This is a genomic window from Sphingomonas sp. BL-S-30, assembly GCF_055521475.1.
Genome location: NZ_CM145481.1, coordinates 4,158,520 through 4,181,678 on the forward strand (window position 1 = coordinate 4,158,520; position 23,159 = coordinate 4,181,678).

20 protein-coding genes and 1 tRNA gene are annotated in these 23,159 nt (G+C 67.5%); 13 read left to right on the forward strand and 8 right to left on the reverse strand.

All coding sequences use genetic code 11. From position 1 onward, the window contains the following. Nucleotides 1-77: 77 nt before the first annotated feature. Nucleotides 78-1,742, reverse strand: coding sequence for a cytochrome c oxidase subunit I (gene ctaD, locus ACZ1I5_RS19385; RefSeq protein ID WP_465170872.1), 1,665 nt, complete (start codon nucleotides 1,740-1,742; stop codon nucleotides 78-80). A gap of 3 nt (nucleotides 1,743-1,745) precedes the next feature. Beyond that, the gene (gene coxB, locus ACZ1I5_RS19390) at nucleotides 1,746-2,876 is read right to left on the reverse strand and encodes a cytochrome c oxidase subunit II (RefSeq protein ID WP_465170873.1); all 1,131 of its coding nucleotides are present in this window, start codon (nucleotides 2,874-2,876) and stop codon (nucleotides 1,746-1,748) included. A gap of 197 nt (nucleotides 2,877-3,073) precedes the next feature. Between coxB and pyrE the strand changes: the two genes are divergently transcribed. The 6 genes from pyrE to maiA all read left to right on the forward strand — a co-directional run bounded on the left by pyrE (nucleotide 3,074) and on the right by maiA (nucleotide 7,572). Continuing rightward, nucleotides 3,074-3,658 carry an orotate phosphoribosyltransferase gene (pyrE, locus tag ACZ1I5_RS19395; protein WP_465170874.1) on the forward strand — a complete coding sequence of 195 codons (585 nt, stop codon included), beginning with the start codon at nucleotides 3,074-3,076 and terminating at the stop codon, nucleotides 3,656-3,658. Continuing rightward, nucleotides 3,655-4,383, forward strand: a complete 729-nt coding sequence (locus tag ACZ1I5_RS19400; protein ID WP_465170875.1) for a pyridoxine 5'-phosphate synthase — start codon at nucleotides 3,655-3,657, stop codon at nucleotides 4,381-4,383. The genes pyrE and ACZ1I5_RS19400 overlap by 4 nt, the downstream gene beginning before the upstream one ends. 123 nt (nucleotides 4,384-4,506) lie before the next feature. Beyond that, nucleotides 4,507-4,911, forward strand: a complete 405-nt coding sequence (acpS, locus tag ACZ1I5_RS19405) for a holo-ACP synthase (protein ID WP_465170876.1) — start codon at nucleotides 4,507-4,509, stop codon at nucleotides 4,909-4,911. A gap of 8 nt (nucleotides 4,912-4,919) precedes the next feature. Further along, on the forward strand, nucleotides 4,920-5,870 hold the full coding sequence (gene lepB / locus ACZ1I5_RS19410) for a signal peptidase I (protein WP_465170877.1): 951 nt from the start codon (nucleotides 4,920-4,922) through the stop codon (nucleotides 5,868-5,870). After that, the gene (locus ACZ1I5_RS19415; RefSeq protein ID WP_465170878.1) at nucleotides 5,867-6,940 is read left to right on the forward strand and encodes an AI-2E family transporter; all 1,074 of its coding nucleotides are present in this window, start codon (nucleotides 5,867-5,869) and stop codon (nucleotides 6,938-6,940) included. Before lepB ends, ACZ1I5_RS19415 begins: the two co-directional genes overlap by 4 nt. Continuing rightward, the gene (maiA, locus tag ACZ1I5_RS19420; RefSeq protein ID WP_465170879.1) at nucleotides 6,937-7,572 is read left to right on the forward strand and encodes a maleylacetoacetate isomerase; all 636 of its coding nucleotides are present in this window, start codon (nucleotides 6,937-6,939) and stop codon (nucleotides 7,570-7,572) included. Before ACZ1I5_RS19415 ends, maiA begins: the two co-directional genes overlap by 4 nt. Here the strand turns inward: maiA and ACZ1I5_RS19425 are convergent. Continuing rightward, nucleotides 7,556-8,653: a glycosyltransferase gene (locus tag ACZ1I5_RS19425; protein WP_465170880.1), complete on the reverse strand. Its 1,098-nt coding sequence runs from the start codon at nucleotides 8,651-8,653 to the stop codon at nucleotides 7,556-7,558. The genes maiA and ACZ1I5_RS19425 overlap by 17 nt on opposite strands. Nucleotides 8,654-8,841: 188 nt before the next feature. On the opposite strand from ACZ1I5_RS19425, the gene ACZ1I5_RS19430 reads away from it, so the two are divergent. Genes ACZ1I5_RS19430 through ACZ1I5_RS19440 form a run of 3 tightly spaced genes read left to right on the forward strand, consistent with a single transcriptional unit; the run spans nucleotide 8,842 to nucleotide 11,496 of the window. Further along, nucleotides 8,842-9,768, forward strand: coding sequence for a hypothetical protein (locus ACZ1I5_RS19430; RefSeq protein ID WP_465170881.1), 927 nt, complete (start codon nucleotides 8,842-8,844; stop codon nucleotides 9,766-9,768). 31 nt (nucleotides 9,769-9,799) lie between these two features. Further along, a complete protein-coding gene (locus ACZ1I5_RS19435) occupies nucleotides 9,800-10,294 on the forward strand; it encodes a DUF2141 domain-containing protein (RefSeq protein ID WP_465174004.1) in 495 nt (164 codons plus the stop codon). A gap of 8 nt (nucleotides 10,295-10,302) precedes the next feature. Next, nucleotides 10,303-11,496, forward strand: a complete 1,194-nt coding sequence (locus tag ACZ1I5_RS19440; protein WP_465170882.1) for a glycosyltransferase — start codon at nucleotides 10,303-10,305, stop codon at nucleotides 11,494-11,496. Here the strand turns inward: ACZ1I5_RS19440 and ACZ1I5_RS19445 are convergent. After that, nucleotides 11,493-12,959 (reverse strand): hypothetical protein, encoded by a 1,467-nt coding sequence (locus ACZ1I5_RS19445; protein WP_465170883.1) that lies wholly within the window; start codon nucleotides 12,957-12,959, stop codon nucleotides 11,493-11,495. The genes ACZ1I5_RS19440 and ACZ1I5_RS19445 overlap by 4 nt on opposite strands. Nucleotides 12,960-13,050: 91 nt before the next feature. On the opposite strand from ACZ1I5_RS19445, the gene ACZ1I5_RS19450 reads away from it, so the two are divergent. Beyond that, complete coding sequence (locus ACZ1I5_RS19450) at nucleotides 13,051-14,676, forward strand: alkaline phosphatase D family protein (RefSeq protein WP_465170884.1); 1,626 nt, start codon at nucleotides 13,051-13,053, stop codon at nucleotides 14,674-14,676. A 106-nt stretch (nucleotides 14,677-14,782) separates the two neighbouring features. Next, nucleotides 14,783-16,735: an acyltransferase family protein gene (locus ACZ1I5_RS19455; protein ID WP_465174005.1), complete on the forward strand. Its 1,953-nt coding sequence runs from the start codon at nucleotides 14,783-14,785 to the stop codon at nucleotides 16,733-16,735. On the opposite strand, the gene ACZ1I5_RS19460 is transcribed toward ACZ1I5_RS19455, so the two are convergent. The 3 genes from ACZ1I5_RS19460 to ACZ1I5_RS19470 all read right to left on the reverse strand — a co-directional run bounded on the left by ACZ1I5_RS19460 (nucleotide 16,701) and on the right by ACZ1I5_RS19470 (nucleotide 19,996). After that, nucleotides 16,701-18,038, reverse strand: coding sequence for an HlyD family type I secretion periplasmic adaptor subunit (locus ACZ1I5_RS19460; RefSeq protein ID WP_465170885.1), 1,338 nt, complete (start codon nucleotides 18,036-18,038; stop codon nucleotides 16,701-16,703). The genes ACZ1I5_RS19455 and ACZ1I5_RS19460 overlap by 35 nt on opposite strands. Next, nucleotides 18,035-19,711: a type I secretion system permease/ATPase gene (locus tag ACZ1I5_RS19465; protein WP_465170886.1), complete on the reverse strand. Its 1,677-nt coding sequence runs from the start codon at nucleotides 19,709-19,711 to the stop codon at nucleotides 18,035-18,037. The genes ACZ1I5_RS19460 and ACZ1I5_RS19465 overlap by 4 nt, the downstream gene beginning before the upstream one ends. A gap of 192 nt (nucleotides 19,712-19,903) precedes the next feature. After that, nucleotides 19,904-19,996 (reverse strand) — tRNA-Ser (locus tag ACZ1I5_RS19470). Between the two features lie 157 nt (nucleotides 19,997-20,153). On the opposite strand from ACZ1I5_RS19470, the gene ACZ1I5_RS19475 reads away from it, so the two are divergent. Then, nucleotides 20,154-20,981: a DUF1134 domain-containing protein gene (locus ACZ1I5_RS19475; protein ID WP_465170887.1), complete on the forward strand. Its 828-nt coding sequence runs from the start codon at nucleotides 20,154-20,156 to the stop codon at nucleotides 20,979-20,981. Nucleotides 20,982-21,048: 67 nt separating this feature from the next. Here ACZ1I5_RS19475 and ACZ1I5_RS19480 read toward each other — a convergent pair whose 3' ends face one another. Continuing rightward, nucleotides 21,049-22,377 carry a dihydroorotase gene (locus tag ACZ1I5_RS19480; RefSeq protein WP_465170888.1) on the reverse strand — a complete coding sequence of 443 codons (1,329 nt, stop codon included), beginning with the start codon at nucleotides 22,375-22,377 and terminating at the stop codon, nucleotides 21,049-21,051. Between the two features lie 50 nt (nucleotides 22,378-22,427). Here ACZ1I5_RS19480 and ygfZ point away from each other — a divergent pair, with 50 nt between their 5' ends. After that, nucleotides 22,428-23,156 carry a CAF17-like 4Fe-4S cluster assembly/insertion protein YgfZ gene (gene ygfZ / locus ACZ1I5_RS19485; RefSeq protein ID WP_465170889.1) on the forward strand — a complete coding sequence of 243 codons (729 nt, stop codon included), beginning with the start codon at nucleotides 22,428-22,430 and terminating at the stop codon, nucleotides 23,154-23,156. Nucleotides 23,157-23,159: the final 3 nt, after the last annotated feature.

The following is a 23,159-nucleotide window of genomic DNA, read 5'->3' on the forward strand; positions in this document are numbered from 1 at the left end:
CATTTCAATGCGCAGCGGCGCCGGTCGAATCCGGCGCCGCTATCGGTTGGTGATGCCGCCACAGGCGGCCCCGCGCGTCAGTCGATCCGCGGCAGCGTCTCGAACTGATGGTAGGGCGGTGGGCTCGACAGGGTCCATTCGAGCGTCGTCGCGCCGTCGCCCCAGGGATTGTCGCCTGCCTTTTTGCCCGCGAACAGAGACCAGATGATGTTGGCGAAGAACACCAGCATCGACAGCCCCATGATCATATAGCCGATCGAGGCCATGTGATTGAAATACTCATATTCCGGATTGTAGTCCGGAATACGCCGCGGCATGCCCTGCACGCCTAGGAAGTGCATCGGGAAGAACATGACGTTCACACCGATGAAGAACACCCAGAAGTGCAGCTGGCCGAGGAACTCGTTGTACATCCGGCCCGACATCTTCGGGAACCAGTAGTAGAAGCCGGCGAACAGGCTGAACACCGCGCCGAGCGACAGCACGTAATGGAAGTGCGCCACCACGTAATAGGTGTCCTGCATCACGTCGTCGACGCCGCCATTGGCGAGCACGACGCCGGTCACGCCACCCACGGTGAACATGAAGATAAAGCCGATCGCCCAGACCATCGGCGTCTTGAAGCTGAGCGAGCCGCCCCACATCGTCGCGATCCAGGAAAAGATCTTGATGCCGGTCGGGACCGCGATGACCATCGTCGCGGCGGTGAAGTACATCTTCACGTTCACGCTGAGGCCGGTGGTGAACATGTGGTGCGCCCACACGACGAAGCCGACCACCCCGATCGCGACCATGGCATAAGCCATGCCGAGATAGCCGAACACCGGCTTCTTCGAGAAGGTCGAGATGATGTGGCTGATCATGCCGAAGCCCGGCAGGATCATGATGTACACCTCGGGGTGACCGAAGAACCAGAACAGATGCTGGTACAGGATCGGGTCGCCGCCGCCGGCCGGATCGAAGAAGGTGGTGTGGAAGTTGCGGTCGGTCAGCAACATGGTGATCGCCGCGGCGAGGACCGGCAGCGAGAGCAGCAGCAGGAACGCCGTCACCAGCACCGACCAGACGAACAGCGGCATCTTGTGCAGGGTCATGCCCGGCGCGCGCATGTTGAAGATGGTGGTGATGAAGTTGATCGCGCCCAGGATCGAGCTGGCGCCCGCGAGATGGAGCGAGAGGATCGCCATGTCGACCGAAGGCCCGGGCTCACCATAAGTGGAAAGCGGCGCATAGACCGTCCAGCCGGTGCCCGCCCCGCCAAAGAAGGGCGAGGAGAAGAGCAGGATGAACGCCGGAACCAGCAGCCAGAAGCTGATATTGTTCATGCGCGGGAACGCCATGTCCGGCGCGCCGATCATCAGCGGCACGAACCAGTTGCCGAAGCCGCCGATCATGGCGGGCATGACCATGAAGAACACCATGATCAGGCCGTGCGCGGTGATCAGCACGTTCCAGAAGTGGAGCGATTCGTCGAGGCTCTGCGGGCTGCCATGGAACCAGCTGGCCCAGGCGCCGAGATACTGGATGCCCGGCGCAGCCAGTTCGAGGCGCATCAGGCCCGAAATGCCGCCGCCAACGATGCCCGCGACGATCGCGAAGATCAGGTAAAGGGTGCCGATGTCCTTGTGGTTCGTCGACATGAACCAGCGCGCGAAGAACGCCGGCTTGTGATCCGCATCGTGATGCGCATGATCGTCATGATGCGCGTCGAACGCGGACGGGTGAAGGGCGGTGTCGGTCATTGCTTACTGTCCAGCGTTGCCGGCGCCGGCGGGGTTCGCCGTGGCAGCCTGATTGGTCTCGGGAACGGCGGCGGTCGCATTCTCGACCGGCCCGGCGGTGTTGGCGGCGGCGTTGTCCGCCGGCGGCGCCAGTTCGGCGTCGGACGGCTTGGCGCCGCCCGGGGCCGGCATGGTGCCGCCCTTCGCCTTCACCCAGGCAGCGAACACCGCGGGCTTCACCGCCACGACGGTGATCGGCATGAAGCCATGGCGCGCGCCGCACAGCTCCGAGCACTGGCCGAAATAGACGCCTTCCTTCTCGATGGTGAAGCTCGTCTCGTTCAGGCGACCGGGGACGGCGTCGAGCTTGATCCAGAAGGCCGGGATCGCCCAGCTATGGATCACGTCGTTCGCGGTGGTGATCAGGCGGATCGGCGTGTTGATCGGCAGCACGACGCGGTTGTCGGTCGCCAGCAGCTTCGGCCCGTCGGCGTCAGTGCGCGAACGCTCGCCCGGCTGGACCTGGTCCTTCTCCTTCAGCATGTTCGCGGTGATCTCGAACCCGCCATGATCCGGATATTGATAGCTCCAGTACCACTGGTTGCCGATCGCCTTGAGCGTGACGGCATTGGCCGGCGCCGGCTTGAACTGCGCCGCCAGCAGCCCGATCGAGGGCGCGGCGATCAGCGCGAGGATGATGACGGGGACGCCGGTCCAGATGATCTCGATAAAGGTGTTGTGCGAGGTCTTGGACGGCACCGGGTTCGCCGAGCGGCGATAGCGGAACATCACCCACATCAGCAGGAACAGCACGAACAGCGAGATGACGACGATCACGGGGAACAGGATGGCGTCATGGAACCAGTGGGCGCGGCGGCCATTGGGGGTCACCTGATCCTGCAGCGTCCAGTGGCCGTTGACCGGCATGCCGACACCGAATTTCGGCTTCACGTCCGGACCGCCGTCGAGCGCCAGCATCGGATCGGTCGGCACAGCCGCCGCCGGCGCCGCGGTCGTCGGTGCAGCGCTGGTCGTCGCCGGAGCCGCCGTGGTGGTAGGCGTGGCCGCCTGTGGCGCCGGTGCCGCGGCGTGGCTGATACCCGCTAACGCGAGTCCTGCCGCCAGCACGATCGACTTCAACCCCTTACTGCGCATGCGTCTCGTCACCCCTGATTGCGCCTTTCCATCCACGGCGCGCGAGCGGGAATACGCTCGTTGCGATGGGCCTATACGCGGGAGGTGCTGGTGTCTCAAGCGTGTCGGGTCGTTTTTTGACACACCATGGGTTGTGGGCGTTGCACGGCCCTTATGGGGCTCCTATCAACCGCTCGCTTTCACGAAAGACCGTGTTGATGACCGACGACGAGATCCTGGCCGAGTTCCGTGCCGCCGACGCCCTGCTGGAAGGGCATTTCATTCTGTCCTCGGGGCTGCGCTCTTCACGTTATCTGCAATGCGCGCGCGTGCTGATGGATCCCGCGCGCGGCGCACGCCTGGCCACCGAGCTGGCGACGCGCATCCCCACCGCGATCCGCTCGCGCATCGACGTGGTGGTGTCGCCCGCGATGGGCGGGGTGATCGCCGGGCACGAAATGGCGCGGGCGCTGGGGGTCGAGGCGATGTTCCTCGAACGCCCCGAGGGCGTGTTCGAGCTGCGCCGCGGTTTCCGCCTGACGCCGGGTGCGAAAGTGCTGATGATGGAGGATGTCGTCACCACCGGTCTCTCATCCCGTGAGGCGATCGCGGCGATCGGGCGCGCCGGGGGCGAGACGATCGCGGCGGCGGCGCTGGTCGACCGGTCGGGCGGGACCGCCGATCTGGGCGTGCCCTTCTTCCCGCTGATTCGGGTCGACGTGCCGACCTATAATGCCGAATCGCTGCCGCCCGAGCTGGCGGCCTTGCCCGCGATCAAGCCGGGCAGCCGGGCAGCGGCATGAGCGATTTCCTGCGGCTCGGCGTCAATATCGACCATGTCGCGACCGTCCGCAACGCACGCGGCGCGGGCTATCCCGATCCGGTCCGTGCGGCGATCGTCGCGGCCGAGGCAGGCGCCGACGGCATCACCGCGCATCTGCGCGAGGACCGGCGTCATATCACCGACGACGATATCGCGCGGCTGTCCGAACAGCTGACCATCCCCCTCAACCTCGAAATGGCGGCGACCGACGAGATGCTCGCGATCGCGCTGCGCCACCGCCCGCATGCCGCCTGCATCGTTCCCGAGAAACGCGAGGAGCGCACCACCGAGGGCGGGCTGGACGCGGCGGGGCAGCATAACCAGCTCGCGTCGCTGGTCAGCGAACTGGGCGCGGCGAAGATCCGCGTCTCGCTGTTCATCGAGCCTGATGCGCGCCAGATCGAGGCCGCGCTGCGCCTCGGCGCGCCAGTGGTCGAGCTGCATACCGGCCGCTATGCCGAGCTGGAGGGCGAGGCGCAGGCGGAGGAGCTGCGCCGGCTTACCGACGCGGCCGCGCTCGCCGCGAAGAACGGCATCGAAGTGCATGCCGGGCACGGCCTGACCTATGACAATGTCGCGCCGATCGCCGCGATCCGGCAGGTGCGCGAGCTGAATATCGGCCATTTCCTGGTGGGCGAAGCGATGTTCGTCGGGCTGGGCGCGGCAGTGCGCACGATGCGCGCCGCGATGGATTCGGCGCGGTGAGGGGGCGACGCGCCTTCTCCCCTCCCGCTTGCGGGAGGGGTCGGGGGAGGGCCTGTTCCGATGGCGACCCCCTTGACGACATGCCCTCCCCTAACCCCTCCCGCAAGCGGGAGGGGAATTGAAGTGATCATCGGCCTCGGCTCGGACCTCTGCAATATCGAGCGGATCCAGGCGTCGCTCGATCGATTCGGCGCGCGGTTCGAGCAGCGCGTCTTCACCGAGATCGAGCGTGCCAAGGCCGACCGCCGTCCCTTCACCAAGGCCGGCACGCTGGCCAAGCGCTTCGCCGCGAAGGAGGCTTTCTCCAAGGCGGTGGGCACCGGTTTCAAGCGCGGCGTGTTCATGAAGGATATCGGCGTGATCAACGCGCCCTCGGGCGCGCCCACGCTGGCGCTGACCGGCGGCGCCCGGGCGAGGCTTGACGCGCTGACCCCCGCAGGCCACGTCGCCCATGTGCATCTGACGCTGACGGACGACCATCCCTGGGCGCAGGCCTTTGTGGTGATCGAAGCGATCAGGACCGAGTAGGACGATACATGAGTGAGGAGTTGGCGTTGCAGGGAGTGCCCGATCAGGAGGCCGCACCCGCGCCGGATACCGTGGAGAAGCGCCCGACCACTGACTGGTGGGGCGAAGTGAAGGGCATATTGTGGCTGATCCTGGCGGTGCTGGGCTTCCACAGCTTCATCGCCAAGCCCTTTTACATTCCGTCGGAATCGATGCTGCCCGGGCTTCAGGTCGGCGATCAGCTGATCGTGACCAAATATGCCTATGGCTGGTCCTTCGTCTCGCCGACCATCCCCAATCCGGTGGCGATGTTCCGCAGCCTGGTGCTGCACCAGGAAGTCGAGAGCTGGGGCGTGCAGCTGCCCTTCATCCATGGCCGCCTGTTCGGGAAGATGCCCGAGCGCGGCGATGTCGTCATCGTCACCCCGCCGACCCGCAACACCGATTATATCAAGCGGCTGATCGGCCTGCCGGGCGACCGGTTGCAGGTGATCGACGGCACCGTGTTCATCAACGGCGTGGCGGTGAAGCGCGGGACCCCGCACGATTCGCTGATCCCGGTCGACAAGAAGACGGTGTGCGATCCCGAGCAATATCCCGGCGCGCTCGAAACCGGCACGGACGGCAGGCAATATTGCCGCCTGACGCTGGTCACCGAGACCCTGCCCAATGGCCGCCATTACGACACGGTCGAGAGCGGCCCGAGCGACGGCGACAATTACGGCCCGATCACGATCCGCCCGGACCATGTGTTCCTGATGGGCGACAATCGCGACCATAGCGCCGACAGCCGCTTCGCCATTGCCGCGATGGGCCTGGGCGGCGACGTGCCCTGGGAGAATCTGGGCGGGCGCGCCGAATTCATCACCTTCTCGAAGAGCGGCAATGGCAGCTGGAACCCCTTCACCTGGGGCCAGAGCTTCCGGCCGGGCCGCGCGGGCACCTCGCTTCACGCGGCGCGGGACAATCCGAAGGAATGACGATGGAGCAGGCGTCAGCCCCGATCGATCCCGAACCCGGCCCGAACGAGCTGCGCGATCCCTTTGTCCGCAAGGAGCTGAAGCGCGCCACGGTATGGCTGGGCCTCGCCGCGGCGATGGCGCTGGTGGTGCTGCTGATCCAGCCCTTGCTGATCATCTTCGCGGGCCTGGTGTTCGCCGCGATGCTGGATGGCGGCGTGCGGCTGCTCGGGCGGATCCTGCCGATCGGACGCGGGCTGCGGCTGATGATCGTGATGGTCTGCGCCGTGGCCTTCATCCTCGGCGTCTTCTACATGACCGGCGTCCAGGTCGCGGCACAGGCCGAGCAGCTGCGCGTGACCCTGGAGGTGCAGGCGAACCGCCTGATCGACTGGGCGTCGGCCAGCGGATTGATGCCGCGCCGGGCCGACCTGAACGGGCTGGCCCAGCAGGCGATGGGCTCGTTCGGCAAGCTCACGTCCTGGGTCGGCACCGCGGTCGGCGCGCTGACCAGCCTGTTCATGGTGGTGGTGATCGGCCTGTTCGTGGCGATGGAGCCGCGCATCTATGATCGCGGGCTGCAATGGATGGTGCCGTCCGACGTGCGCGCCGAATTCGCCATTACGATCGAGCGCATGGCCGCGACGATGCGCCGGCTGCTTGCCGGGCGCCTGGCCGGCATGTTGTTCGAGGGCGTGCTGACCTGGCTGTGCCTGTGGGCGGTCGGCGTGCCGATGGCCCTGCTGCTCGGCATCCTGACCGGCATGCTTGCCTTCATTCCCAATATCGGCGCCTTCACCAGCGGCGTGCTGATGGTCGCGGTCGGCTTCAGCGCCGGGGTCGATACCGGGCTATGGGCGATCGCGGTCTATTTCGGCGTCCAGACTTTCGACGGCTATGTCGTGATCCCGATGGTGGCGCGGCGGACCGTCGACCTGCCCCCGGCGCTGACCCTGTCGTCGCAGATCCTGGCCAGCACCCTGTTCGGCGTGCTCGGGCTTGCGCTGGCCGACCCGATCGTCGCGATGATCAAGGTCGCGCTCGAGCGCAATTCGGAACGCGCCATCGCGGAGGATTCGGGCGGCACATGATCAAGCTCTATGATTATTGGCGTTCCTCGGCAGCGTACCGCGTGCGCATCGCGCTCAACCTGAAGCGCGTGCCCTATCAGAGCCAGGATATCGCGCTGCTCGAGGGCGTGCACCGCGCGCCGGAGAATCTCGCGCGTAACCCGCAGGGTTTCGTGCCGACGCTCGACATGGACGGCGTGCCGATCACGCAGAGCCTCGCGATCATCGATTATCTCGACGCGCTCTACCCCGATCCGCCGATGGTGCCGCACGATCCCCTTGCCCGCGCGCGCGTGCTCGCTCAGGCGCTGGTGATCGCGGCGGACATCCACCCGGTGAACAATCTGCGCATCCTGAAGCGGCTGGAGAGCCAGTTCGGTGCCGACAAGGCGGCGAAGGACGATTGGTATCGCCACTGGATCGTGGAGGGTTTCACGGCCCTGGAGAAACTCGCCGAGACGGGTGACGGGCCGTTGCTGGGCGGCGACGCGCCCAATCTCGCCGATGTCTGCCTGGTGCCGCAGATGTTCAATGCGCGCCGCCTGGAGGTGACGCTCGACGCGTTTCCGCGGCTGGTGGCGGCGGACGCAGCGGCCAATGCGATCGCCGAGATCGCGGCCGCGCATCCCGACAGGGTCAGGCCCGCCGCCTGACGTCCGCCACGACCGAATCGAACAGGTCGAGATAGGCTTGCCCCGAATCGACGCCCGGTTCGGGCGTCGGCGCGGGACGGGCGCGACCCGGCGCGAGCCAGTGATCCAGCGCCGCGACGAGCGCCTGGTCGTCGCCGGGCGGCACGACGCTGCCCAGGGTCGGGTCGCTCACGATCTCGCGCACGGCGACGCTCGATTCAGTGGAGATGACGGGCGTGCCCTCGGCCAGCGCCTCGCGCAGCACGCCCGGCACGCCCTCGAAATCGGACGTCAGCACCACCGCGGCCGCGCGGGCCAGCGCTGAGCGTGGCTCGGTGACATAGCCCGGCAGGTGAACGCGGCGCCGCAGCCCGAGCGCGGCGATCTGGGCTTCGAGCGCGGACCGTTCGGCGCCCTCGCCCAGGATCACCAGATGTACGTCGTCGGAGGCAAGCCGGGGCAGCGCCGCGATCATCCGGTCCCAGCGCTTCTGCGGCGCGAGCCGGCCCACGCCGAGCAGGAAACGGCCAGCCGGCAGCCATGAAGGTAGCTCCCCGGACGATCCCGGTGCCGGCGGATTGGCGATGACGCTGACGCGGTCGGGCACGATCCCCATCGCCGCGATCGCCTCTTCGCGCATCGCCGGCGTCATCGCGACGACATGGTCGATGAAGCGCGGATGGAGGCGCAGCCAAAGGGGATAGCCGAATGAGACGAGCGCGCCCTGATCGGTCCGGTCGAGCCGGTTCGATACCTTGGCGACGATCGGCGGGCAGCGCCGGCCCAGCCGCGCGCGCAGGAGGAGCGCGATGCCGGTATAATGATTGCCGGGGCAGAAGATCAGATCGGGCGTCACGCTCCGGGCGATTCCGGCGACCGCACGCAGGCCGATATGGGACGGATCGCCCAGGATCCGGACATCCACATTGGCGGGCAGTTCCGCCGCGAGGGGCCCGCTTGCCTCGCCGATCACCAGCGTCACGCGACGCCCCAGATCGCCCCAGCTGCGGGCGAGTCGCAACAGCACCCGTTCCACCCCGCCGCCGTTCAGCGTCTGCGCATAGGCCAGAATGCTGGCCGCTTCGGGCGAGGGTTTCAGCATCGGAAAGAACACCATAAGCCCTTATTGCGGCGAAAATTTCGCAGCGCAGCACAATACGGACATTATTTTGGTGCAGGTTGAAAATTGCCCTGGACACGCAATTTAACTAGGGCGCGCCTACCCGGTCGAGACCGGAAACAGAAAAAAACGGGTCTAATGTGGACGGACTGGGATCTAAAATTCCTATGATGGACAATGCCAAAGCGCCGCTGGTGACGGTCCCCGACCTCGCCGGGCTGGAGCCCGTGCAGACGCTGAAGCGGCGTTGGCCGATGGTGATCGGGGCGATCGTGACGATCGCAATGATCGCCGGGCTGGGCCGCGAGCTGTTCGGATCGGGGCTCGCGGGCCTGAGCCGCGCCGTGCCGCACAATCCGCTCTTCTATGTCGCGTTCGCGCTGCTCTATCTCGCGCCGCCGGTGGGCGACTATATCATTTTCAGGCGGCTATGGCGCATCCCGCTGTCAGGACTGACCGCGCTGCTGAAGAAGCGGATCGCGAACGACGTGGTGCTCGGCTATTCGGGCGAAGCCTATTTCTACGCCTGGGCGCGGCAGCGCGCGCAGATGGTGGCGGCACCGTTCGGCGCAGTGAAGGACGTTTCCATCCTGTCCGCCATCGCCGGCAATGCCGTCACGCTGGCGATGATCGCGCTCGCGCTGCCGCTTGGCACGGGCCTGCTCACCCCGCTTCAGCTCCACACGGTAGAAACCTCGGCGGCGATCACCTTCGCGATGTCGCTGCCCTTCCTGATCTTCTCGAAGCGGGTCTTTTCGCTGCCGCGGGGGACCCTGTGGTGGATCTTCATGGTCCATTGCATCCGCCTGATCTCGGGATCGATCTTCCTCGCCTTCGCCTGGCATTACGCGCTGCCTACCGTCTCCATCGGCATGTGGCTGATCCTCGGCGCGGCGCGGCTGCTGGTCTCGCGCCTCCCATTGGTGCCGAACAAGGACCTTCTTTTCGCCAATTTCGCGATCCTATTGATCGGGCAGGATGCAGAGCTTTCGGAATTGATGGCGATGACCGCGGCCCTCGTATTGCTCGTGCACATCGCCCTGATCGCTTCCTTCAGCCTGCATGGTTTGCTGAGGACGAAGAATGTCGTTGCATAAATTTATCGCGGGCATCGCCCTGAGCGGTGCGATGCTGATCCCCCTGACGGTCGAGGCCCAGGCCGGTGTGCTCGGTCCGGACAGCCCTGCCTGCATCAATGGCAACGGCCCGGCAATCCGGGTCAATGTCAGCGGGCTGAAGGATCGTGTCGGCGAACTGAAGCTGGAGTTGTATCCGGCGACCGACGCGGATTTCCTGAAGGACGACCGTGACCTGTTGAAGGAAGGCAAGTTCTTCCGCCGGGTGCGCGTGCCGACACCGCAGGCGGGCGCCGTGATCATGTGCATCAAGGCGCCGGCGCCGGGCCAATATGCGCTGCTGTTCACCCATAATCGGGATGGAAAGAACAAGTTCGATTTCTGGAGCGACGGCGCCGGCTTCCCCAGCAACGTGAAGCTGGGGCGCACGCGCCCCAAGCTTAACATGGCGACGATCAATGTCGGCTCCGGCGTGACCACCACCGATATCCAGGCGCAATATCTGCGCGGCCTTGGCGGCTTCGGGCCGATCAAGCCGAAGGACTGAGGGTCGCCATGCGAATCGTCGACGTCAACGAGTTCTACTCGCCGACCGGCGGCGGGGTGCGGACCTATATCGACCGCAAGATGGGAATCATGTCCGAACTTGGGCATGAGCTGATTGTGATCGCCCCGGGCCGCCAGGACGAGGTCGAGGAGCGTCCGGGCGGCGGCAAGATCATTTACGTCAAGGCCTCGCGCCTGATCTTCGACAAGAATTACGGCCTGTTCTGGGATGCGGCGCCGGTCACCAAGCTGCTCGACGCGCTGAAGCCAGACCTGGTCGAGGCATCGTCGCCGTGGCGCCCCGCCTGGATCGTCGGGCAATGGCAAGGGGACGCCGCCAAGGTGTTCTTCATGCACAACGACAATGTCGCTGCCTACGCGATGCGCTGGTTCGAGGGGCTGGCCGCGCCTGACCGGATCGAACGCGCCTTTGCCTGGTACAGCCGCTATATGAGCCGCTTCCTCGACAATTACGACGCGGTGGTGACCAACGGCCCGGCGCTGGAAAAGCGGCTGAAGGCGCGCGGCGTGCGGATCGACGCGGCCATGCCGCTCGGTATCGAGCGCGGCCATTTCTCGCCGGCGCTGCGCGACGAGACGCTGCGGGCGGCGCTGCTCGCGCAATGCGGCCTGCCGCCCGAGGGCCATTTGCTGCTCGGTCTCGGCCGGCACCATCCGGAGAAGCGCTGGCGGCTGGTGATCGACGCGGCCGAGCGTGCCGGCGCCGACCTGCCGGTCGGGCTGATCCTGCTCGGCGCGGGCATCGAGAGCCGGGCAATCGAGAAAAGGATCGCAGGATCGCCGCATATCCGCATGTTCCGACCGGTCTATGACCGCGAGCGACTCGCCCGGATCGTGGCGAGCTGCGACGCGCTGATCCATGGATCGGAGGCCGAGCCGTTCGGGCTGGTCGCCTCGGAAGCGATGGCCGCCGGGCTGCCGCTGATCGCGCCCGACACCGGCGGCTGCGCGGAGATCGCCGATCCGCTCTGCTCCGAGCTCTATACCGCCCGCGATGCGCAGTCCGCCGCGCTGGCGATCCATCGCCTGTTCGAGCGCGATCCCGCCATGCTGCGACGCGCCGCGAAGGTCGCCGCCGGCAAGGTGCGCAGCGATCGCGAGCATACGGTCGAGCTGATGGCCTATTATGCCGAGCTGGTCGCGGCGCGGCGCGAAGGCCGCCAGAGCGGCACCGCCGCCTAGAGTCGCTCGAAGATCTGGATCGTCTGGTTACCGAGCGGCCTGGCCGCCCGCAGGCGATAAGCCTTTTGCACCTCCTCCATCACCAGCGCGCGCGTGTCGGCACGTTCGCCGCGATAGGCGGGCCGCAGGACGATGATGGCTGGCTTCATCGCCAGGATGCGCACGATCTCGGCGCGCTGATCCACCCCGATCGCCCCGGTTTCGCGCACGCGCCCGAGATGGCTCGGGAAAAGATAGCGAGTCAGCGCGCAGCGGCCCGTCGCCGGGTAGAGCGCGGCGTCGCCCGAATAGACATAGAGGCAACCCGGCGCGTGGCCGATCGCATCGACGATCGCGTGGAACTGCGCCGGCGTGCCGCGCGTGTACCGTGTGGTGATCAGCGTCGCCTGGCCTCCGACCAGGGCGATCAGCAGCACCGGCAGCGCGACGCGCCGCCCGGTGACGTGATCGCCAAAAAAACCCGCGGCACAGACGGCCAGCGGCGGCATCAGCGGCAAGGCATAATGGTTGAACCAGGACCCGAAGACGAGCAGGCCGAACGCCGCCGAACTTGCCCAGGCGAATAGCCAGAGGCGGACCGCGCGCGTTTCCGGCGACGTTACGCCGCCCGACCGGACGGCAAGGATCGCCGCGGCGATCAGGGGTGAGGTGATCAGCAGGATCTGGGCAAGATTCCCGATCTGTTCGAACACCGGATCGGGCCGGCGACCGAGGATCGACGTGACGTTGGCGAAGAACCACGCGTCGCTTGCGCCGATCGCGGCAAAGGCCAGCCAGGACAGCAGGGTCGGCAGCAGCGCCATCACGACCAGCCCTGCGCCATAGGGCAGGATCGTCCAGCGCTGCCCGGCCCGCCATGCGCACCACAACAGCCACAGGCCGAAGAACATGCCTTCGAACACCACTGAATATTTGACCTGGAGCGCGAGCCCGACCAGCGCCATCGCCGCGACGCCGCGCAGGCGGGGCGAGCTTTCCACTGGACGGGGGGCAATCAGCGCGGCGGCCGCGATGATCAGCAGATTGTAGAAGATCGGGGACTGGCCGCCCTGTCCGTCGACGAAATCGACCCACAGGACATAAGCGAGCGCACCGGCCAGCGCACCCCTGTGCCAGCCGGCGCGATCGGCCAGGCGCGCGATCAGCAGGGCGGTCGCGACCAGGCTGGCCAGCGCCATCGCCTGATAGGCCCAGGTACCGAGCGGCATGCCGAGCGCCGCCGCCGGCAGATAGATCAGGAACAGCCCGATCGGTTTCCTGTCCCACACATCGACATAAGGCAGGGCACCGTGAGTCCAGGCCTGGGCCGCGACGAAATAGAATTCCTCGTCGACATGGATGATCGGATTGCCGAAGGTGATCGCGCGGGCGAGGATCGCGACCAGCAGGATGATCGGCCATCGCCGGCCGGGCGCCATCGGCGTCGTCAGCCGGTCGGCGGCCAGAGTGAAAAGTCGCAACATCGTTCCCGGCCCTTAGAAGCGATGCCGCCGGCTGTCACGGAGCCGCCATCAAGCAAGGGCAAGGGCGAGGTTCAGGTAGAAGGAAACGACCATGTACCACCGGATCGATCGCCGCTCGTTCATGCTGACCGGTTCGCTGGGGCTTGGCGCCTTCGCCATTCCCGGCTTCGCCCAAGTGCCGAGCGTCGCCGGGGGACGCGGCTTCACCCATTCGGTCGCCAGCGGCGAGCCGATGGCCGATTCGATCCTGCTGTGGACGCGCTATGTCCCCGCCCATGGCGACGCGGTCGAGCTGAAGGTCGAGCTCTCCGAAACCGCCGATTTCGCGAAGATCGTCGCGGGCGGCGTGCAGATCACGGGGCCCTGGCGCGACCATACGGCGAAGATCACCGTGGGCGGGCTGGCATCGGGCCGTGCCTATCATTTCCGCTTCATCGCGCCCGATGGCAGCGTCTCGCCCACCGGCCGGACCAAGACCCTGCCCGAGGGCGCCGTCGGCAGCTTCCGCGCGGCGATCTTCTCCTGCTCCAACCTGCCCTTCGGCTATTTCAACGCCTATGCCCATGCCGCGGCACGGAACGACATCGATCTCGCGGTGCATCTCGGCGACTATCTCTACGAATATCCGGTCGGCACCTATCCCACGGCGAAGGAGACTGTCCCTGGCCGCCGGATCGAGCCCGTGACCGAGATGATCCATCTCGCCGATTACCGGCTGCGCTACGCCAGCTACCGCGCCGATCCGGACCTGCAAAAGCTGCACAGCCTCGTCCCGATGATCGTGCAATGGGACGACCATGAATCCGCCAACGACAGCTGGGAGGGCGGCGCGGAGAATCACCAGGCCGACGAGGGCGACTGGAACGCCCGGCGCGCCGCCTCGATCCAGGTGTTTCGCGAATGGATGCCGGTCTCCGACGAGCCGTGGAAGGCCTATGACATCGGCACGCTCGCGACTCTGTTCCGTACCGAGACCCGGCTGCTCGCGCGGACCGAGCAGCCCGATATTGGCCCGCTGTTCAAACAGGCCGATCCGATGGCCGCACTGAAGGCATTTCGTGACGGCGCCTGGCAGGACGCCGCCGCGACCATGATGGGATCACAGCAGGAGGACTGGCTCGCCCATGCGATGCGCGCCTCGGTCCGCGCCGGGCAGCGCTGGCAGGTGGTCGGCTTCGGCACGATCATGGGCGAAACGGTGATGCCGCTCGCCGCTGGCGGCTGGCTGGCGCCGGATGCGAGCGCCGGGGCCCGTGCCTATGTCGCTGCCGGCATCGCCGCAGCGAAAGCCGGCCTGCCGTTCAACTTCGATAATTGGGGTGGCTATCCCGCGGCACGCCGCCGGTTCCTGGCATCGTCGCAAGCGCTGGGGGCAAACCTCGTCGTCATCTCGGGCGACAGCCATAATGCCTGGGCGTATGATCTGGCGCGGGACGGCAAGCCCGCCGGCGTCGAGTTCGCTGGCCATGCCGTGACGTCGCCGGGTTACGAAGCCGGGTTGGGCGTCGATCCGAAAATTCTCGCGGCGGCGCTGGTCGAGGCCAATCCCGAGCTGAAATGGTGCGACACCAGCCGGCGCGGCTATATGGCGATGACGATCACGCCCGACCGGGTGACCAACGACTGGATCATGGTCGACACGATCAGGACGCCGTCGGCCAAAGGCAGCATCGGCCACAGCGCGAGCATCGCCCGCGGCCGCAACATGATGGCCTGACCCGCGGCTTGACTCGCCCCTCGATTTGCCGTGCTGGCGGATCGAGGGGAGCGGATAGCTGACGGGTACGGAGCAGATTTCGACCTACCGGCGCGAGATCGACGGGCTGCGGGCGATCGCGGTGCTGGCGGTGGTGCTGTTCCATGCGCGCATCCGCGGCTTCCCCGGCGGGTTCGTCGGGGTCGATATCTTCCTCGTCATCTCGGGCTATCTCATCACGCAGCTGATCCTGCGCGAAAGTGCGGGCGGCACCTTCACCCTGATCGGGTTCTACGAACGGCGGGTGCGACGTATCCTGCCGGCGCTCCTCGCGATGCTCATGGCCTCGGGGCTGGCGGGCTGGATCCTGCTGCCGGCGGATTTCCGCGACTTCGGCCAGAGCCTGGCAGCGATCGCGCTGTTCGGATCGAACCTGCTGTTCTGGGGGTGGCAAGGCTATTTCAGCCTGACCACCGAAGCGACGCCGCTGCTCCATACCTGGTCGCTGGCGGTGGAGGAGCAATTCTACATCCTGTTCCCGGCACTGCTCCTGCTGGTGCGGCGCCAGGCCTTTGCGCTGCGCAGCGCGCTGCTCGCGGGCGGGCTGGTTTCCTTCGCCTATGGCGTCTGGGCAGTGCAGGCCGATCCCGGTGCGGCCTTTTATTCGCCGCTGTCGCGCGCCTGGGAGTTCATCGCCGGCGCACTGCTCGCCGCCGGGCTGTTGCCCGCGCCGCGCCGGCGATGGCTGGGCGACATGATCGCGCTGCTCGGCCTGGTCGCGATCGGCCATGCGATCTGGACCTTGTCCGAACGATCCGCCTTTCCGGGCGTAAACGCGGTCGAGCCGGTACTGGCCGCCGCCGCGATCCTCCACGGCACCCAGGCGCAGGGCTCGCGCGTGGCGCGGGTGCTGGGCGCCAGGCCGCTCGTCGCGATCGGGCTGATCTCCTATTCGCTCTATCTCTGGCACTGGCCGTTGATCGTGTTCGGCAATTATTATCTGCTCGGGCCGTACCGCTTTGTCCGGCTGGCGATGGTGCTGCTGGCCTTTCCCCTGGCCTGGCTGTCCTGGCGCTATATCGAGCTGCCCTTTCGCAAGCCCCGGCTGCTGCTGTCGCGGCGCACGCTGTTCCTGAGCGCGCTCGGCGCGAGCGGCTTGCTCGCGCTCTATGGTGCCGGCATCTATTTTCTGAACGGCTTGCCATGGCGCTTCGATGCAGCGGTTCAGCGGCTGAACGAGCGCGGGCCGGAGCCCGACTATGGATGTGCGGGCCAGCCGGTCGATACGATCCGCAACGAGACGCGCTGCCGCATCGGCGGTGCGGTAAGACGCCCCAGCTTCATCTTGTGGGGCGATTCCCATGCGGCCGTCTACCTGCCCGCACTCGACATGCTCGCCCGCCGCCATCGCGTGGCGGGATACGACCTCACCTCGCTCGGCTGCCCGCCGCTGTTGCCGGTCCGGGCGAACGAGGAAAAGGCGAACCAGTGGATGTTCAGCCCGACAAAGAAACGCGACTGCATCGCGCGCAACGCGGCGGTGATGCGCTTCCTCGCCGAGGAGCGGCCGCGGATGGTGCTGCTGGCGGCGCACTGGAGCGTCTATGGCGGCGGCCTGCACCCCGATCCGGAAGAGCCGGGCGGCGACGCGCATGCCTTCGAGCAGGGCATACGGCAATTGCGCGCGCTCGGCATTGCGGTGCAGGTGGTGCAGGACGTACCCGACGCGCCGCTCGCCGAACCCCGGCGCCTGGCCAAGGCACAGCTGCTGGGGGTGATGCACCGGATCGAACCGTCCCGCACGGAGCATCTGCGCCGCGATGCCGCCTTCCGCACCATTGCATCGGATCTCGAACGGCGCGGGCTGATCGGCGTGATCGATCCGTCCCGCCTGTTGTGCGGCCCGCGGACGTGCAGGATCACCGATGCGGGCTACCCGCTCTATTTCGACGGCAATCATCTGAGCGAGCGCGGCGCGCTCTTCGTCGCGCCGGCGTTCGAGCCCATATTGCGGAGCCTCGCACCGCCTTCGGGCGATCAGGCGGTCATTCCCGCATCGCCTCGAACGTCACGCGATTGATCGGCTCGAGCAGATAGCCGAACAGGGTCCGCTCGCCCGTGCGGACCAGCACCGATGCCGGCAGGCCCGGCTTGACCAGTGACGCGGGCACATGCGCCGACGGGGTGATCTCGACGATCATGGTGAAATAGCGCTCGCCGGTGCGCTGATCGGTCAGCGCGTCCGCCGACACCGTGCGCACCACGCCTTCGACCACCGGCGCCGTGCGCGACCCGCCCGCCTCGAGCCGCACGAAGGACGGCTGCCCGGGCCGGACGTCATCGGCATGCGCCGGGGTCAGCTGCGCCTCGACCACCATCCGGGGCGATGACGGCACGATATCGAGCAGCGGTTCGCCCGGGCGCACGACGCCGCCGATGGTCGTCACCGCCAGGCCGACCACCGTGCCGTCCACCGGCGCGACGATCCGCTTGCGCGCCAGCACCTCGCGCGCGTTGGAGAGCTTCTCGGTCACCTCGACCAGCTCGGACTGGACCGATCGCAGCGCCTCGGCGGCGGTCACCCCGCCCTCGCGCCCGACCTGGCGTCGCGCGATGCGCGCTTCGGCGATCTGGGCGCGGGCACGTTCCGCCTGCGCGTTCATCGAGCGCTGTTCCCCGCGCAACTGCGCCGCGGCACGCTGAAGCGCGAGCAGCCTGGGGCGGGTCGCATAACCCTTTTCGACCAGCGCGCTGGTGTCGCGAATCTCGCGTTCGAGCAGCGCGAGCTGCTCGCCACCGGCGGTCGACTGCGCGGTCGAGCTATGCACGTCCTGGCCGAACTGGACGAGCTTCTGGTCGATCTCCGTCTCCTGCCCGCCGCGGCCGGCCTTGCGCGCGGCGAAGGCGGCGCGCTGCGTCGCGATCGCCGCCTGCACCGAGGGCGAGGAGGAGCGGGCGAGGAGATCGGGCGGAAAGGCGATGCTGTCGCGCCCGGCCAGTTCCGCCTCGCGTGCCGCCTGTTCGGCCCGCAGCGAATCGGCGCGCGCCTGGAGCACCTGCACCTGCAGCCCGGCATCGCCGTCATTGAGCTGGATCAGCAGCTGGCCGGCCCTGACGCGCGTGCCGTCGCGCACCGCGATATAGTGGACGATGCCGCCGTCGAGATGCTGCACGGTCTTGCGTTTGCTTTCGACCGCGACCCGCCCCTGCGCCACGACGCCGCTCATGATCGGCACCAGCGTACCCCACAGGACGATCACCGTGACGACCACCCCCAGCCCTATCGCCAGCCGCCGGATCACCGGCGCGATCGGCCGCGTGAGGACGTTGGCGAGCGCCTCGCGCTCCTCGGCCGTGCGCGGCACCGGGGTCATCGCGTTCATGCCCGCGCTCCCACACCGACATTGGGCAAGAGCTGGGGCAGCAACTCGCTGGCCGCACCGAACCGGGCGATGGCGCCGGCCTTGAGCACCAGGATCTTGTCCAGGCCGTGCACCAGCGCCGGGCGATGCGCGATCACCGCCAGCGTCGCGCCGCGCCGGCGCACTTCGGCGATCGCTGCCTTGAGCGCTGCCTCGCCCTCGCCATCCAGCCCGGTCTCCGGCTCGTCGAGGACGACCAGCATCGGATCGCCGTAGAGCGCACGCGCCAGGCCGATGCGCTGGCGCTGGCCGCCGGACAGGCCGAAACCCGCCGCCGCGACCGGCGTGTCATAGCCCTTGGGCAGGCCCAGGATCATGTCGTGTGCGTTCGCCGCCCGCGCCGCCGCGACGATCGCCTTGTCGTCGCGCTCGGTCAGGCGCCCGATATTGTCCGCGACGGTGCCCGGCAGCAGCGTCACATTCTGCGGCAGATAACCGATATGGCGTCCGAGATCCTCGGGATAATATTGGCTGATATCGGCCCCGTCGATCCGCACCGACCCGCGGCTGACCGGCCAGGCGCCGACCATCAGCCGGGCAAGCGTCGACTTGCCCGAACCGGAGGGGCCGATAATGCCGACCGATTCGCCGGCCGCGAGCGCGAAGGAAATGCCCTTGAGGATCGGCACCGTGCCGGCCGGCGCGGTCGCGATCACATTCTCGAACGTCACCACGCCCGTCGGCGCCGGCAGCCTCAGCGTGACCGGCGGGGCCGACTGGTCGCCCAGCGCGGTCAGGCGGGCCCAGGCGCTGCGCACCGTGAACACCTGGCGCCACGAGGCGAGGATCTGGTCGACCGGGCCCAGCGCCCTGGAGAAGACGATCGAACAGGCAATGATCGAGCCCATGCTGACCGAACCCTGGACCGCGAGCCAGGTCGCGAGGCCGAGGATCAGCGTCTGGCTGGCCGAACGGATGCCCCGCACCACCGAGGCGACCCCGCTGGTCGAGACGGTCGCGGTGATCTGCGCGGTCAGCGCCAGCCGGTTGAGCTCGGCCGCGCGCCCCTCGGCGCGACCGGCATAGCCCATCGCAGTCGCGCTTTCGGCCGAATCGAGATGCGCCTCGAGCGCGTCGCTCGCCTGGCGCTGGCGCGTCACCATCTCGTCGGCGGTGCGGGCCATGGCACGACGGCTGAACCAGGCGGCGATCATCAGCGCCGCCGCGCAGGCCAGGCTGAGCAGGCCGATCGTGACATGGACGATGAACAGCACGATCACGAACAGCGGCACGAACAGCAGGTCGATCAGCGCCGCCGGGATCGGCCCGGTGACGAAACCACGAACCTGCTCCAGATCCTCGAACGCCCGCGCCCGGCGCCCCGGCGCTCCGGCCAGCGCGGCCTTGCGCGACACCGCCAGCACATCGGCCTCCATTTCCGCGTAGAGCGCGGCACCGGCCCGCGCGAACACCAGCCCGCGCAGCATCTCGAACAGGGCGGTCAGCCCCACCGCGACCAGCGTGATGCCGGTGATCGCGATCAGCGTGACGCCGCTGCGCGACGGGATCACCCGGTCGTAGAGCTGAGTCAAATAGAGCGGCGACACCAGGGTCAGAAGATTGATCGCGAGACTCGCGCCCAGCGCGGTCGTCAGCGGTCGCCGAATATAGGGCAAGTCGAGAAAACGCTTCATGATGCCCTGTTGCGACTGAGAAGGTGTCGAGATGCCGGATATATCAGCGAAATCCGCGCCGTTGGCGAGTCGCTACGGACGGTCTGCCGCGAAATTGGAAAGAACGGGGAATAAAGAGCCGAACTTCGCGGTCATCTCACCAACACAAGACGCCGGCGGCGGCGATCTTGGGGCGAAGGCCGGGATCACCCCTGGCGGAGACGGAGGGATTCGAACCCTCGGTACGAGTAAACCCCGTACGGCGGTTTAGCAAACCGCTGGTTTCAGCCACTCACCCACGTCTCCGGCTTGGCGGCGAAGCGCGGCTATAGCGAGGGGTGTGGCTTCGATCAACCGGCCTTGCAACATGCCGTCCGGCGCGAATTCGACTCGGGTCGTCGCGCGGTTCATTGTGGGTCAAGCCGCGCAGGGGCAACACTGGCCCATTAAGCGCCGGGGGAGTATGACGATGCGCAAGGCCCTTCTAATCCTGTTGCTGGTGGCAACCGCCATCGGTATCGGCCCCGCGCCGTCACTGGCCCAGGTGCGGACGATCGATCCCAACCAGGCGATCGACAGCGATCTGCAGCGTGGGCAGACCCCGCCGCCGCCCGCCGAGCCGGATACCGCGGTGCCGGCCGACAGCCAGCCGGCCTATCGCGACGCGCCCGCTGCATCGGGATCGCAGCAATATCCGCCTTATGATCCGAGCAACCCGAACATGCCGGCCAGCGGTGATCGCGCTCAGTCCGCGCCGGCCGGGGCCAATACGGCGCTGACCGATGCCAATGCGGACGCCGCGCGGGGCACGACCTTCAAGCGGGAGGAGCTGCTGATCGCCGCCGAAGGCACCTTCGGCAAGGGTGCGTCGGGCCTGGCCGGCATCCTGGAGCGGACGCTCAAGGAGCAGGGCGAGCCCAACGCCTATATCTCCGGCCGCGAGGCTTCGGGCGCGGTGGTCGTCGGCCTGCGTTATGGCAGCGGCACGATGTTCCACAAGATCGAGGGGCAGATGCCGGTCTATTGGACCGGCCCGTCAGTGGGTTTCGATCTGGGCGGCGACGCCAACAAGGTGTTCGTGCTGGTCTATAATCTCCATGATTCGGAGGAGCTCTATCGCCGCTTCCCGGCCGGCGAGGGCCGGCTCTATTTCGTCGGCGGATTCGCCGCGACCTATTTGCGGCGCGGCGACATCGTGCTGATCCCGATCCGCCTCGGCGTCGGCTGGCGGCAAGGCGTGAATGTCGGGTACATGAAGTTCAGCCACACATCGAAATGGCTACCCTTCTGAGACGATGAGGCGGCCGGCGGGAGCGATGCCGTCAGCCGCCGCCGACCCCTTCGATCACCCATTCGTGTCAGCCGAACTCGACTGCCTCGAACCGGATCGGCTCGCCGAGCGCCGCATCGGCGAGCGAACCGTCCCACATCACGCGCCGGCCGCGCACGATCGTGCCGATCGGCTTGCCGGTCAGCGTCATGCCGGTGAAGGGCGACCAGCCGCTGCGCGAGGCGAGCCAGCTTTGCTCGATCGTCCAGCGCGCCTTGAGGTCGACGATGCTGAAATCGGCGTCGTAGCCGATCGCGATCCGCCCCTTGCCGATGATGCCGAACACGCGCTGCGGCCCGGCGCTGGTCAGGTCGATCACCCGGGCGAGCGTGGTGCGTCCTTCCGCCACATGGTTCAGCATCAGCGGCAGCATGGTCTGGACGCCCGGCATGCCGCTCGGGCTGTCGGGATAGGGCTTGCCCTTCTCTTCCAGCGTGTGCGGCGCATGGTCCGAGCCGAGAATGTCGGGCACACCCTGTTGCAGCCAGTGCCACAGCCCGTCGCGGTGCGCGCCCGAACGGATCGGCGGGTTCATCTGCGCCAGGGTGCCCAGCCGCGGATAGGCTTCCTCGCCGGCCAGGGTCAGGTGCTGCGGCGTCACCTCGCAGGTAGCGATATCCTTGTGCTGGCCGAGCAATTCGAGCTCGGCCGGCGTCGTCACGTGCAGCACATGGATGCGGCGCCCCGCGTCGCGCGCCAGCTTGAGGATGCGCTTCGTCGCCAGCAGCGCGCTCTCGTCGTCGCGCCACACCGGGTGGGAAGAGGCATCGCCCGGCACGCGCTCCCCGGCGCGCGCGTTCATCCGCGCTTCGTCCTCGGCGTGGATCGCGACCCGCCGGTGGCCCGACGCCAGCACGTCGGCGAGCGACGAATCCTCCGCCACCAGCAGGTCGCCGGTCGAGGCGCCCATGAAGATCTTCACGCCCGCCGTGCCGGGCAGCCGTTCGAGCTCGGCCAAGGCCGCGGCATTGTGGTTGGTCGCGCCGACATAAAAGGCATGGTCGCACCACATGCGGTGATGCGCGCGAGTCAGCTTGTCCTGGATCGCCTCGGCACTGTCGGTATTGGGCTTGGTGTTGGGCATCTCGAACACCGCGGTCACTCCGCCGAGCACCGCGGCGCGGCTGCCGCTCTCCAGATCCTCCTTATGGACCAGCCCCGGCTCGCGGAAATGGACCTGGGTGTCGATCACGCCGGGCAGGATATCGAGGCCGGTACACTCGATCGTCTCCCCGGCATCACCCATACCGCCGATCGCGACGATCCGCCCGCCGCGCACGCCGATATCGGCCCGGATCGGGCCGGCGGGCGTGTGGACGGTGCCGCCCGTCAGCTTCAGGTCATAGGTTGCTGTCACGATCGCCTCCGGCTCTTCCGCTTGCCCGGCCGACCTCCTACCTGTTCGCCATGAGCGAAACCACCCCGCATGCCACGATGCTTACCGATCGCGCGCTGATCCGGATCGCCGGCGAGGATGTCCGCGGTTTCCTGCAGGGCCTGATCACGCAGGACGTGGCGACGCTCGACGCCTCGGCGCCGCGCTGGGCGGGCCTGTTGACGCCGCAGGGCAAGGCGCTGTTCGATTTCCTGCTCTGGGCGGATGGCGACGCGATCCTGATCGATTGCGAAGCGGAGGCTGCCGACGCCCTGGCCCGGCGCCTGACGCTCTACCGCCTGCGCCGCGCGATCACGATCGAGCGGATCGCCGGCGCGGTTCACTGGTCGGTCGGTGGAGATCGCGGCGTGCCCGATCCGCGCCTTTCCGACCTCGGCCGCCGCTGGCTCGGCGATGCGGGCGAAGCGGCCATCGGGTGGAAAGCGCACCGCCTGTCGCTGGGAGTCACCGAGGGCGTCGAGGAACTGGGCTCGGACAAGACGCTCTGGCTCGAAGCCAATGCGCGCGAACTGAGCGGCGTCAGCTTCACCAAGGGCTGTTATGTCGGCCAGGAGAATACCGCGCGCATGCACCACCGCGCCAAGGTCAATCGTCGGCTGGTGGTCGCGCCGATCGCCGAGCCGGGCGACCGTACGCGCGTCACCTATCCCGATCTGGGGCTGATGGTGGAACTGCGCCGGGTCGAGGCGCTGGGTGACGCGATCACGCCACCCTGGCTTCAGGCAGCCCTCACAGCCTGATTC